This is a genomic window from Providencia sp. JGM181, from assembly GCF_018257375.1.
GTDB lineage: Bacteria > Pseudomonadota > Gammaproteobacteria > Enterobacterales > Enterobacteriaceae > Providencia > Providencia lanzhouensis.
The window spans coordinates 1-12,644 of the sequence record NZ_JAERJY010000106.1; the positions used below are offsets into that span (position 1 = coordinate 1).

Annotated in this window: 12 protein-coding genes; 7 read left to right on the plus strand and 5 right to left on the minus strand. The window is 39.6% G+C overall.

Features of this window, described 5'->3' with window-relative positions:
• Nucleotides 1-28: 28 nt before the first annotated feature.
• From JK188_RS12965 to JK188_RS12995, 7 genes are all read left to right on the plus strand, one after another.
• Nucleotides 29-547: a fimbrial protein gene (locus JK188_RS12965; protein ID WP_036950387.1), complete on the plus strand. Its 519-nt coding sequence runs from the start codon at nucleotides 29-31 to the stop codon at nucleotides 545-547.
• A gap of 66 nt (nucleotides 548-613) precedes the next feature.
• A complete protein-coding gene (gene pefC, locus JK188_RS12970; protein WP_211887033.1) occupies nucleotides 614-2,989 on the plus strand; it encodes a PefC/AfrB family outer membrane usher protein in 2,376 nt (791 codons plus the stop codon).
• Complete coding sequence (locus JK188_RS12975; protein ID WP_211887032.1) at nucleotides 2,982-3,650, plus strand: fimbrial chaperone; 669 nt, start codon at nucleotides 2,982-2,984, stop codon at nucleotides 3,648-3,650. Before pefC ends, JK188_RS12975 begins: the two co-directional genes overlap by 8 nt.
• A 10-nt stretch (nucleotides 3,651-3,660) precedes the next feature.
• Nucleotides 3,661-4,671 (plus strand): fimbrial protein, encoded by a 1,011-nt coding sequence (locus tag JK188_RS12980; RefSeq protein ID WP_036950382.1) that lies wholly within the window; start codon nucleotides 3,661-3,663, stop codon nucleotides 4,669-4,671.
• Nucleotides 4,672-4,682: 11 nt separating this feature from the next.
• A complete protein-coding gene (locus tag JK188_RS12985) occupies nucleotides 4,683-5,213 on the plus strand; it encodes a spore coat protein U domain-containing protein (RefSeq protein WP_036950380.1) in 531 nt (176 codons plus the stop codon).
• 11 nt (nucleotides 5,214-5,224) lie between these two features.
• A complete protein-coding gene (locus JK188_RS12990; protein WP_132496818.1) occupies nucleotides 5,225-5,773 on the plus strand; it encodes a fimbrial protein in 549 nt (182 codons plus the stop codon).
• 13 nt (nucleotides 5,774-5,786) lie between these two features.
• Complete coding sequence (locus JK188_RS12995; protein WP_108478647.1) at nucleotides 5,787-6,323, plus strand: fimbrial protein; 537 nt, start codon at nucleotides 5,787-5,789, stop codon at nucleotides 6,321-6,323.
• A 6-nt stretch (nucleotides 6,324-6,329) separates the two neighbouring features.
• Here the strand turns inward: JK188_RS12995 and JK188_RS13000 are convergent, their stop codons facing one another.
• From JK188_RS13000 to ecpA, 5 genes are all read right to left on the minus strand, one after another.
• Nucleotides 6,330-7,007: a fimbrial protein gene (locus JK188_RS13000; protein ID WP_211887031.1), complete on the minus strand. Its 678-nt coding sequence runs from the start codon at nucleotides 7,005-7,007 to the stop codon at nucleotides 6,330-6,332.
• 69 nt (nucleotides 7,008-7,076) lie between these two features.
• A complete protein-coding gene (locus JK188_RS13005) occupies nucleotides 7,077-8,714 on the minus strand; it encodes a fimbrial protein (protein ID WP_211887276.1) in 1,638 nt (545 codons plus the stop codon).
• Nucleotides 8,701-11,196: a TcfC E-set like domain-containing protein gene (locus JK188_RS13010; RefSeq protein WP_211887030.1), complete on the minus strand. Its 2,496-nt coding sequence runs from the start codon at nucleotides 11,194-11,196 to the stop codon at nucleotides 8,701-8,703. Before JK188_RS13010 ends, JK188_RS13005 begins: the two co-directional genes overlap by 14 nt.
• 19 nt (nucleotides 11,197-11,215) lie before the next feature.
• Entirely contained in the window at nucleotides 11,216-11,899 is a 684-nt protein-coding gene (locus tag JK188_RS13015) for a hypothetical protein (protein ID WP_036950370.1), read from the minus strand.
• A gap of 95 nt (nucleotides 11,900-11,994) precedes the next feature.
• On the minus strand, nucleotides 11,995-12,603 hold the full coding sequence (gene ecpA / locus JK188_RS13020) for a common pilus major fimbrillin subunit EcpA (protein ID WP_108478643.1): 609 nt from the start codon (nucleotides 12,601-12,603) through the stop codon (nucleotides 11,995-11,997).
• Between the last annotated feature and the right edge of the window lie 41 nt (nucleotides 12,604-12,644).

Below are 12,644 nucleotides of genomic sequence, written 5' to 3' on the forward strand. Positions count from 1 at the left end.
ATATAAATACTCTTATGAGGATGATTAAATGAAAAAGATGTTATTACCTTTAATTTGTAGCAGCGTATTACTTAGTGGCGCTGCATTTGCAAATACAGGGGAAGTACAATTTATTGGAGCGGTAACTTCTGCAACTTGTGATATTGATACCGAAGTCGGTGGGTTAGTTAAATCTACAATTGATTTAGGCAAAATGACAACAGCAGATACCAATGGTGACTACGTTGAATTTAGTTTAGTTCCACGTACTGACGAATGTTTGAAAAAAACTAATGGTCAAGTAGGTTGGCAAAGCGCTGGATTTACTAATTCTGGTCTTGCAAATATGAAAGGAACAGCAAATGGTGTTTCTATTCAATTAACCGCAATGAACTCAACCACTCCAAATCAAGATGTAACTTATAACAGCCAAACAGTTGATTTTGGTAATGGAACCGATGCTATTGGAAATATGAATTTCAAAGCAAGAATGCTGGCAACAACAGGTCAAACTGTTACCGAAGGTACCATCATTTCTACTGCAACTTATGCAGTGGCATATAAATAATTAGTTTTATATTTTTAAATTAAGGGTCTTTGACCCTTATTACCGCTTACAAATAGTGATGGATATATGCGTTTAAAACCAGTCAATGCTTTTATATTATCCCTGTTGGTAAGTCCATTTTGTGTATATGCAAACTTGAATATGGACTTCTTACATGGAGGAGTTCAATCTCAAGCAGCAAGTATTTTTGATGACAGTGTTAAATATCCTGAAGGTCACTATATTGTAGAGGTGATTTTTAATCGCCACCCAATGGGAAAAAAAGAATTAATTATATTAACCAAAGATAGAGAAAATCTTTGTTTAAATACAACATGGATAAATGAGCTTTCATTGCCTATTAATTTATCCTTATTTGAAAATGAATTCGATGCAGAAAGAAACTGCTACAACTTAGGTCATTATCCAGGTGTTAAAATTGACTTTGATAATGCAAAACAGGTTTTGACTTTTAATATTCCACAAGTCGCCTTAGATAACTCAAAAAATCAACAAGAATGGGATTATGGAATACCAGGGATCAAAGTTAACTATTCCGGGTATGTCTCTAAAACAACATCCGCTAATACCCAACTTTATGGGGATTTCGACTTATATTCTAATTTTGGTCGATGGGTAGGCTACGTCCGCAGTAGTTATCTTAAAGATTCAGGAACCGAGACTTCAGAAGCTACCATTTCAACTGCCATGAAGTCTATACAGGGAAGTTTTATTGCCGGTAAAACAATAACATCAATGACGATGTTACCTAACTTTGTGTTTTACGGAATGGCGTTACGTTCAGAAAAAAATATGCGCCCATGGGAAATGCGAGGTTACGCCCCTGTCATTTCAGGTGTGGTCAGTTCGAACGCAAAAATTACTATTTCACAAAATGGATACGTTCTTAGTTCTCAAGTCGTTCCTGCGGGAGCATATCAATTAAATGATATTTCACCCGTCAGTAATGGTGATTTGACCATTACTGTTGAAGAAGATAATGGAACCAAAACCGTGAGATATGTGCCAGTTGCCACACTCCCATCATTATTACGAGCCAATGAGATGGATTACAACCTCGTCATTGGTGAGCGAGAGCTAGCTGGAAAGCGTGAAAGCCACCCATTCCTTTTGGGCGCTCTTGATTATGGATTTACGTATTTTACGTTGCAAACAGCGGGAATTTTACACAGTGATTATCAAAGTGCTGGAATTGGTCTGAGTAAAGAGTTTGGTCAATTTGGTGCGGTCTCTTTTAACGTGAACGCGGCCAACAGTCACTTTCAAAAACAGACTCCCACATCACCTGATGCTAAGCAATCAGGGATAAGTTATATGCTGAAGTATGCCAATTCACTGTCGAATACGACTAACTTACAGCTTTTAACTTACCGTTATACAGGTAAAGAGTACGTTGATTTTAATGAGTTTAACCAAAATGCGCTGTACCAAAGAAGTAATCGTAAAGAGCGCTATGAAACCATTATTTCTCAAAATTTTGATAACAGCTTTATCAGCCTGTCGGGATGGGTACAAACCTACCGTAATCGTATCCGCAATGAAATCGGCGCTAACGTGACTTATAACACAGCCTTCAAAGGTATCGACTTTTCGGTATCCGCTGATTATCAAAAATTAAATGACCATGACCGTGATAATTATGCCATCTCCATCGGTGTGAATATTCCGTTTAGTGTGTTTGATAAAAACCATTTTTGGACGAACTCTGTGAGCTATGACCGTGATAATAAAGCCAGTTTTAACTCTGGTATCGCAGGGAACATTAATGAAAAAGTGAACTATAGCGTGAATACCAGCAAAGATCGTGATAGTTGGTCAAACTCTGCTTACTTTGGATTTAACCAAGACTGGGTGAATACAGGTGTGGCTATTGCCCAAAACCAGCATCAAACCACAGGCTCTATCAATGCCTCCGGTAGCTTGCTTGCCACGCAACAAACCGGCTTATTTTTAACCAATGTGCGACAAGATACTGTCGCCATCGCCAACATTAAGAATATCGGAAATATTGTTTTTAATGACTCACCGCCTACAGATAGACATGGAAATACCGTAATTGGTGTCTCTCCTTATATTGAAAATAATTTAAAAATCAATACTGAGGAAGTTCCAAACAACGTTGAGTTACTCGATTCTGTACAACGCGTTGTTCCAACAGATAAAGCCATTGTTTATCGCGAGTTCAAATACTCAACCATACATCGATACATTTTGAGACTGAAAAAGAAAAACGGTGAGTTTGTGTCTGCCGGTAGCTCAGCACGAACAGAAAATAACGACTATGTGGGATTTGTCTCCAATGGCGGTGTTTTGCTGTTGAATTTATTAAGTCAGCCTAATGCCATTTTCATTACCTCCTCAAATGATGAGGTATGCACCTTAAATATGAATGGGGTAGAACCCAATGAAAACCAAATCATGGAGATCGAATGCAATGATTAAGCTCATATCCAAACTCGCTATCTTGCCATTTTTGTTAACCTGTTTTAATGCCTATTCCGCATTCACGCTGAATGGCACTCGATTTATCTATGATGAAGGTCGTAAAAATATTGCGGTTGAAGTTAAGAATAATAGCGAAAAAGCCTACGGTGGGCAGGTCTGGATCGATAACCTCAAAGGGGATGATGTTTTCTTTGTTCCTGCACCCAACTTATTTAAAGTCGCAGCCAATGAAAAACAGCTTGTTCGCTTAATTTATATTAATGACAAACTGCCAAAAGACAGGGAATCACTGTTTTGGCTGAATGTTCAAGAAATCCCACCAGTTGCCTCTGCGGAAGAGGGTAATGTCCTTGCTGTGGCATTAAATACGCAAGTTAAGCTCATTTATCGCCCTAAAATCCTTGCAGAAAGCCGTGAAGATGCAGAAAAAAATATCACGTATAGCGGTTCAACACTGAAGAACCCAACACCTTACTACTTTGCACTCACACAAGTTTCCGTCAACAACAAACCGCTGTCTTTATCCGCGGATGTTGAACGCTCAATTAGCTTATTCCCGCCTTTCAGCGAGATGGATTTACAGCGCCCGTTATCCGGTAAAGTCACTGTTGAAGCCATTGATGACTACGGCGCTCGACGTGTGATCGAACTGCAATAAGGATATCATCATGGCAAAAAAAGGGTTTTACCTTGGAATATTGATGCTTTTTTTCGCGTTAGATGCCTCTGCGGCAAGATGCCGAAATATATCCATCAAATATTCATTTCCAGCACAAATCGACGTGACGAACAAAAAAGTTGGCGATCAACTCTATACTTTTGGCGCCCCTGGTGTCCCATTAACTTTAGCAGGGCAATGCTTACGTGCTTCTAGTGGTGCGGGGAATACGACAGGTAACTTTATTTATATTGTTGATAAATATGGCGCATCACCAAATGATTGCCCAAATGGTGGAACCGTCGATAAAACCTCATCCGATGGCATTTTAAGATTTCGATCAACAGGAAGCTGTAGTAACAGTGCTTGGATACTGGTTTTAGACTACAAAACCAGTGGAACGGGCTATACCAATTTAGCCAATGCTGGCGGAGGAACAGACTCTGGTACCGTTTACTTACAGAAAAAACCCCCTGTCGGAAAAACGGTTGTAAACCCTACTTACATGTTAACCAGAAAATTCTATTCACGAATTGGTAATAACAGCCGTACGTTAATGACAGAGAGTGTCGCGTTCAGTGCCCCAACATCGATGACCCTCGTCAATAACGCATCATGTGCGGTCTCAGTCAACGATGTGGATTTTGGCAACCAAACTGCAAGTTCAGTTAACGCAAAATCTGTTGCCGGTAAAACCATCAACGTCGCGTTTACCTGTAATGCGGTACTACCCGCCTATACCTTAAGTTTTTCAGGAAAGGATGGTGTCAACAATGCTGCGAATGGAATTATCAATGTGAAAAGTAATCCATCCGTTGGTTATCAATTCACATGGGGTAATAGTGCATTTAAACCTGTAAATAGTGCCGTCGTTATCAATGGCGCGGCTATGGCACCAAATACCAAGCCAACAACAGCAAGTTTCACGATTCCAATTACCGTCAAACCCGTTCCGTTAACAACTCAAACGGCAGTGGGGGCAGCTAATACCGCCTTGACCATTAATGTAAAACTAAACTAACAGGATTTTTTATGATCAAGAGATCTCTCTTCCTTTGTACTGCATCGTTATTTTCTATTTATGCTAATGCAACAAGCTTTGCGACCAACGTAACAGGCGGGACAGTCACCTCAAATATTAATATGACGGTCAAGGCTTCTTGTGCCGCTTCAGTTGCAGATATCGACTTTGGCGAGCAATCTGTCAGTGACATTAAAAATGGCAAAGTGGTTGAAAAACCGATGACGATTGCAATCACTTGTGATGCGACTTTAGCATCTTATACGATGGCATTAACCTCGGCTGATGGCGTTGATTCCACAAAAAGTATTTTGAAGACCAAACAAAATGCCACTATAGGTTATCAGTTGACATGGAAGACCGCTGAAATGGCTGCCATCAATACTCCTGTTTTGGTTGATGGCGTTGCGAAAGCCCCTGCCACGAAACCCACAACACCTAACGTATCCATTCCTATTAACGTAAAACCCGTTTTACTTGGTACGACGGGTTCACCTGGAGCCGCCAGTACAGCATTAAATATTAAGTTAACATTCAACTAGTTGAGGTGACTATGCGCAAATCTATTTTGCTCATCAGCGTATTGATTTTTACACATATCAATAGCTATGGAGCACTCACCAAACAGTCATCCATGGTTGGTCAAGAGCTGGCATCGCAAATTAGGATGAGTGTGAAAATTGCCACTTGCTTGCCAGCAACGATCGATAATATTGCTTTTGGTGCATTAGATAGCGCAACTGTTTTATCTGGCGAAATAGAGGGGCATACCACACTATCATTAGATTGCTCAGGAACCATAGTCCCACAACGTGTTTCACTCTTATTTGAACCCGCTACCCCTCATTTAACCATGGGGGCATCTGGCTATATTGGCTCTGTTAACAACACTCTTGGTTATTTAGTCGCATGGGAAGATAGCCAAGTTGGAAATATTGGTGCAGGTGTGCCAATGGGAAAAGAGCTTTTACTTAAAAAACCCACCGCTTCATTAATGAAAGTGAAACTGAAAGTAAAACCTATTGCACTACCCATTGGCAGCAATAGTGTGACTCTAGGCAGTGGGAGCACCCACATTACAATCAAAATAAAATATCTTTAATGTGAGCGAATTGATGAATAAAACACTTCCCTTCTGCTTTCTTTTCATGCTGATGAGTGGCTACCCTTTGCATACCGTTGCCGATGAAATTTTACCCGACACGGTTCTGAGCATCTCGCTAGATATCGTCAATATCACTTGCGATATTAATGATGGGAAAGGCTTCAATAAAATTGTCGATTTCGATGTGATCAATGAAACCGATTTACTTGCAGGAAAACAACCTGCTGTAAAAACGCAATTTATTGTGGATTGCAATAAAAGTGGCTTTAAGCCTAATAACATAGATATTAAGGTTTATCCCGGGGCTCAAGGAGCTCTTAATAATGGTGTTGGTGGTGAGTTGAAAACCAACTTATCTGGTGTTGGAATTTATTTATCTTGGATGGATAAGAGTCCTATTGATTTATCTGGAAAAAACCAACGATTCAGTGCTAATGGTAATAACCAATTTGATATTAGCTTTTTTGCCAAGCCATATGCTCAATCACCAAGTGTCGAAAAAGGTATCATGAAAAGCAGCGTTATTATTAGTGCGCTCTACAAATAATAACGATTACTCACAGTTACCCACGGCGTAATATTTATCAAAAATCACAATGTACTTACGACTTTTCTTGGTTAAACGTGCATCTTGATACGTTTGATTAGGTAGCAAGTAAAGGACGTAAGGCTCGGTATCATCCTCTGCATCACAATTGTTATGCACAAGCACTCTAAAGTAGGTGTTCCCCGTGTTTTTCAAAATGCCTGTATTTTGGTCGAGCGTATATTTAAAATCAGGTTGTTTGGGTCTCACGACAAAGTACGTTTCTAAACTGACCGTTGGGTAAAACAGCGGCTGTTTACGTTGCTCATGATCATTTTGCATTTCAAGCGGCGTTTCACTAATGATAATTTTGTAATAGCGTTCTTGGTTGTCCGCGGTTCCGCGATAAAAAATTTTAAAGAATTCCTGCTCTCCTGGTAATAAAATTTTCTTCAGTGGGGTAAAGATAATTTCCCCATTATGAATGGCTCGCCCTTGTTCATGGCTGCCCGGTTTATCAATTTGATACGCGCTAAAATTATATAAATTGGTCTTTTTCGTATCGTTAATATAGGGCTTAGAAAAAAATTCTTTATCGGAATCCATCGAAGAGATATCCGAGCTAATGTATAACGCGTTAGCACTATGATTGAAAGAAATCATCACAAAAAGAAGCAAGAATTTCAGCAAAGAATTTAATTTCATGTTTAGCCTGTTAGTGCTGAAGAAAAAGGCGATTTAAGATTGAATAAATCGCCTTAAAATGGGTCATATTTAATGAATATCAGGGCCTGTCCAGATAGCTTTTACCGTCACATTCCCGCTTGCCGAAACGGTTCCTAGCCAATCAATGCCATCTAGCGTAAAGAATGAGTTCGCTTCATTCATTGGAAATGATAAATCTAAATTCGTGCGATAAAACGAGCCTAAATCTTCATTCGGTTTTGCCCACGGCGTCTCTTCCCATAAAGCATTTTTGAGGGAAATTTCATTGCTATCGCAACTAGCTCGGTAAGACTCTAAGCTTCCCGTGTGATTTTTAAATGACAAATACGCTGAAAATGGCACTTTGAATTTGTCATCATTTGAGCTAAATAAGCAGTACGATTGCCCTTTTAGCGTGGTACTTGGACCTTCCACTTTAGCGGTGATTGAATCTGCCTGCCTTGGTCCGCTAGTCGTCACAATATAATTAAATTCAATTGGCGGCTCTTCATTACCCACTTTCCCGGTTTTAGATTGGTTCGGGTTAAAGTCGGCAGGGATAATACTGATCCCATAATCTCGCGGTTTAAGAATAATAGTATTAGACGGTGTGAACTCATAATACCCAGATTGAGGTACCGCTGAGTTAGTAAATGAAAACGTAAAAAACTCTTGGCTATTTTTAAAATCAACATTCGACGACACAAGTTGCTTCAAAAATGTATTAGATAAAAATATCGATACATTCTTATTGTTGCCTTTAAAATAATAGCTCGCCGGATAAGTTGTATTGTAATAATACCAACTATTACTCCCGTCATCAGGACCAATCAATATCGTGTTAGCCGCAGGTACAAACGGAATCAATGTATTATTAATTTTTAAACTCAACATAATATTGGCGAATATCTCTCCCTTTGTCTCATGGTCGACAACTTGACAGATGATCCCATTTTGACTTAATACGATACCAACTCGGCAAAATTGAGAGCCTAATCCTAAGGTTGGATTTCCATTACTATCTATAAAAATCTCTTGCAGCGCTCCCGTTGAAGTCAGCTTGATATGCCCAGATTTAGTAATATTGAATTCATGGGATGCAATAATCTGCCCACCTACACTTTGGCAAGTCTCACCTTTGCTTGGGTTATAATCTGTTTTTGTCATGCAAGATCTATAACTATAACTTTCGACGGTTCCCACAGGTAATTTAAGGAAATATTGGTAAGCAGAGTCACTGAAGATCCCTCTCGCATAGTAAGATTCCCCATTAATATTACTTTGCACTATCTTGTATGCACCATCTTTCCCAAGGTATTGCGCAGGCCAATAACCACTGTCGTCATTGCAATATCCCCGCATACACCGATTCCCAGTAAATGGTCTATCTATTTGAGAATTTTCTAACCAGATATCAACAAATTGGTTTGCTTGAATGGCTGTATTCACATACCCCATATAGCCCAAACTAAGCTGTAGCGATTTTGAGTAACGTGTATATTTGTTAGCCCCCGAAAAACGTGGATCCGTTGTTCTTGGTGTAATGAAATATTCGTCATCAACATTATTTTCAATAAAAACATAGCTGTTAGTCACAGTGACAGCGTGCGTTGCCGCGCTTAATAAAAAATTCAAAATAAAAGGAGCAATTATGAATATAAGAAATCTATTTCTCTTCATCGTTAAATTCTCATTATCTTTTCGCATAACTAGATTGCGGCTCACAAGTCACCTCCCCGACCCATAAAGCACCGCGTGCGCCTTGTAGGTTTAAATCGGCTTCGCAGATCGTTTTCTCATCTTCTTGCAATAACGAAATTACGGGATAGCGCACATCAACGTCCATGGAGAACTCCCCATTTTTATCGGTTTTTGTTCGCCCTATATGGTTACGAATCGAGGCATATTTTATGTATTCACCATCCGGTGATTTAAGCCGTCCAAACACCGTGACCAACTGACGAACTTCGGGTTGATAAAACGCGATATTGCCGGGATACAGCGTGACGGATTTATTGCGTCCAGAGACAATGTCAAAACTGTCTTTTGACTTCCCGTCGTTCATTAACTGGATGTCGTAATCTGAATACGGTGACAATGGAATAAAGGTATTTTTTCCGCTAATTGGGTAATTTTGCCCATTCACTTTTGCCACCATGCTACCGGCGCCTTGAATCTCAGAATTAATAATTACCCCTGATTTTCCTTGGTTGCCACTTGGTGTGATCATTCCATTGCTGTAAGCCACCGATCCGCGAGAGGTTAAGTTACCATTCAGTCGGTCGCTATCCGGTCGGTTAATCGTGACGGTACCCGAGTTATATTTCATGTCATAAGAGGCGTAGGCCAGCGTCGAAAAATCCGAAGCGCCATTATCTTTATCACGCACTAACTTAGAGACCGAAATACCCGCATTGGTGATCGGCGAGTTTTCAAAACTCTTGTTGGCATAAATATTGGCTTTCATATTACCGTTCGTGGAAGAAACGCCCGTGCTTAACCACGTAGACAGCGGTAATGAGAAGTCCAGATTTACATATTTTTCGTTGGTACTGTTTTGATTATCATAGTGATAACGCTGTACACCGGCTCTGAGCCCAACCGTTCCATAGCGCCCAGAAAACAGCGTATTCGCATATTCGTAGTTAATTGAATCACTGCCTACGCGACGGTCTTTGGTATTACTGATCGTGAATGAACCCGTCCTATCAATAATCTTGTCGAAGTTAACTGTTGCGCCATAGGAATAGTTATCCGCATCGTAAAGCGGCAAATCCCCTTCGACCACCGTTCGCTCTCGTGATGCCCAAAAGGAACCATAGCCTTCAGGAATACTGACAGAAATTGTCCCAATGTTGCGATGGCTGCCGTGGTTTTCCAGCATGCCCTGCCAAGAAACCGAAATGTAGTTATTAATCGACGCATTAATGCTCGTTTCTTGAACTAGGAATTTATCAAAACCATAGTTTGACATCTGGAAGCGTATCCCCGACAGCACAGGGAAGTTATAGGCGAATGACGCTCCCGCTAAATAACTTTTCTCTGGAGCTTGGCTATGGCGACCTTCTCCACGGGCATAATTTCTTTTATCGAAATCAACATAGCCCCCGTACATTTCCCAATTCAGTTTGTCGAAGTTTCCTCCGATTGCCCCTAAGGATTTATTAATTGTCTGGTTTTGAGTGGTGACCACTTTCCCATCAACAACCGTTTCGATAGTGACGTCATAAATACCAAAAGGCAGCATACTGGTATCAACTTCAAAGTTACCCATTGGGAAGTTTTGGATATTAAGAAGCTTACCTTGACGATAAATACGAACTTCGCCAGGGCTATTTAAGAAGGCATAAATAGGGGTCAGTGACTGCTGTTTATTGTTGACGACACTCTCGGAGTTATTCCCGATAGTGACCGCATAAATTTTGCTACTGCTCAACGCAGTTAAGCTCGCAATGGATTGTAAATTCCATGTACTCATTAAACCCAATGCGACACGCAGCCCATTAAAGTCACGCTCATACATCGCTCGGTATAATTCAACACTTGCATTGGATTTACCGATGCTATACGCCGATGCATTGATATTAAAATGGTGTTCTGCTGCGGCAAATAACGCGTCTAAATTGAAATAGCTACTGGAGCTATTTTTTGCATTTTTTACCTGACTTTGGAATACACCTAAATCATAGTTTGCCACTGCCGAAAGTGAATTAACGGATGAATCACCTAATACAGAATGCCTTGCGTGAGTTTTCGGTGCAAATGCAGCTTTATCAACATCTAATGATAAATTGAATGATGAAATATTTAATTTCAGCACTGCATTATTGTCGATAACAATACCATTGTTATCATCAAAAATGGCATCCTGTTTATTGTCAATTTTATCAACCAGCAAGCTATTCAGTTGCGGGCCTTGCGTACTGTCAATGAGGTGAATACTGGATAATTTAATTTTACCTTGGTCAATGACAATAACTGCATCCGCGATTTTATCTTCGCTTTGGTTATTTTTAGCATCATCACTTAATCGTAGAAAAACAGGCACAGACATTCCTTCTTCCAATGCACTCACAAATGCCGGAGGAATAATGTAACCACCAATTTTAATACTCTTCATCTCACTGGCATGAATGGTGTTTGAAAAAAAAATGCTTAATATTGATAAAGCAATAACACTCTTACGCATGATTAAAGTCCGTTATTAATTATTTGACGACAATGAAATCTCCTTTGTGCCAAATACCTACGCTAGATTTTTTATTATTAAGATCGACAAACTGTAGTTTCACAGCTAAATGTGGCATGAGGTAATAACGTTCACGACAAATACCATCCACGCTATATTTTTGTTTTTCAGGTAAACATGGCCCTGATGCCACCACACGAAATGAACTATTCCCTATATTGGAAACTTGAGAGTTTGCATATTGGTAATTAAATTTTTCAATCCTTGGTGCAACAACCAAGATGGTGCTAATGGTCGCCGACGTTGTCGCTGAGGCAGATTTTGCACTTTTTGTTACACCGCTTTCGCCAATAGGGTCATCTTTCCAATTTAATCGGTAATAACGTTCTTTATCGTCTTTGGGACCTTGATAAATAATTTTAAAAACATCTTTTGCTTGCCCCGGCAAAATCAGATTAGCGGGGGTTGATAATATTTCGTTCGGATCCGTAACGGGAATTACTTTTCCATTCTCAAGTGGCGAGTCTATTTTCTCGATAGTTAAATTAACGAGCCTTGCCGTATTAACAGTATTTTCAATTTCTTTTGCTAATGAGTCTTCATCTGACGATATGATTTCAGTAATATTACCTACATTAACCGCCAAGCTCATTTTTAGTGGGAGAATAGATAATAAAGCTAATGCTAGTGTTATTTTTTTCATAATTATTAATTTTAAAAAAGATAACGATAAAGATAATATTTCCCTATAGTATCTTTATCGTGAAAATTAGTTATTCACTAAGCGTAAATAATCAATTAAGGAGCTGGTGTGAAAGTACCATCCCAAGTTGCAGTGAACTGAACTTTAACATCACCATCCCATGAACCGTCGGTCAGTGCTTTGAAGTCTGTCGCTGCACCAGCCGCTTCCGCGCTAGCGATAACGAAGGTGAACTCACCACGGTCAGTTGCACGCTCTGAACCATTGTAGATACCATCTGCAGCTAAGTTATCTAAACCTGATGTTAAGCCTTTTGAAGTATCGATTAACACAGTGTCAGTCGTTTTATTCAGATCTTCACCATTCCATTTAACGCCAACAGTTAATTTAGAATCATCTGTTGTTCTCGCTAAAGTGTTAGAAATGATTTTTGATGCTAATTTAAAATCTGTTGCACCTGATTGACCTTGAATAGCGATATCAAATGCGCCATTTTGTTGGTTAAAGCTTTTCTGACCTTCTGCATAGTTAAATGTTAAGCTTTTTAATGGCGTAACAACCAGCATACTTGTCGTATCTTTAATTGCGGTCGCTTGCCATGTTGCTGTCGCTTGAGCAGTACGAGTGTCAGCATTAGCAACTGTAGCAAAGGAAGCAGCAATAATTGTTGATAGCAAAACAGATGCCATTTTTTTATTTAACATGTTGTTCTCTCTATTTAATATCCATGAAGAAAAATTTAATT

Bases quoted from the DNA above. Each gene is read 5' to 3' on its own strand.
- JK188_RS12965 (WP_036950387.1), top strand. From the start codon at position 29: ATGAAAAAGATGTTATTACCTTTAATTTGTAGCAGCGTATTACTTAGT.
- pefC (WP_211887033.1), top strand. From the start codon at position 614: ATGCGTTTAAAACCAGTCAATGCTTTTATATTATCCCTGTTGGTAAGT.
- JK188_RS12975 (WP_211887032.1), top strand. From the start codon at position 2,982: ATGATTAAGCTCATATCCAAACTCGCTATCTTGCCATTTTTGTTAACC.
- JK188_RS12980 (WP_036950382.1), top strand. From the start codon at position 3,661: ATGGCAAAAAAAGGGTTTTACCTTGGAATATTGATGCTTTTTTTCGCG.
- JK188_RS12985 (WP_036950380.1), top strand. From the start codon at position 4,683: ATGATCAAGAGATCTCTCTTCCTTTGTACTGCATCGTTATTTTCTATT.
- JK188_RS12990 (WP_132496818.1), top strand. From the start codon at position 5,225: ATGCGCAAATCTATTTTGCTCATCAGCGTATTGATTTTTACACATATC.
- JK188_RS12995 (WP_108478647.1), top strand. From the start codon at position 5,787: ATGAATAAAACACTTCCCTTCTGCTTTCTTTTCATGCTGATGAGTGGC.
- JK188_RS13000 (WP_211887031.1), bottom strand. From the start codon at position 7,007: ATGAAATTAAATTCTTTGCTGAAATTCTTGCTTCTTTTTGTGATGATT.
- JK188_RS13005 (WP_211887276.1), bottom strand. From the start codon at position 8,714: ATGCGAAAAGATAATGAGAATTTAACGATGAAGAGAAATAGATTTCTT.
- JK188_RS13010 (WP_211887030.1), bottom strand. From the start codon at position 11,196: ATGCGTAAGAGTGTTATTGCTTTATCAATATTAAGCATTTTTTTTTCA.
- JK188_RS13015 (WP_036950370.1), bottom strand. From the start codon at position 11,899: ATGAAAAAAATAACACTAGCATTAGCTTTATTATCTATTCTCCCACTA.
- ecpA (WP_108478643.1), bottom strand. From the start codon at position 12,603: ATGTTAAATAAAAAAATGGCATCTGTTTTGCTATCAACAATTATTGCT.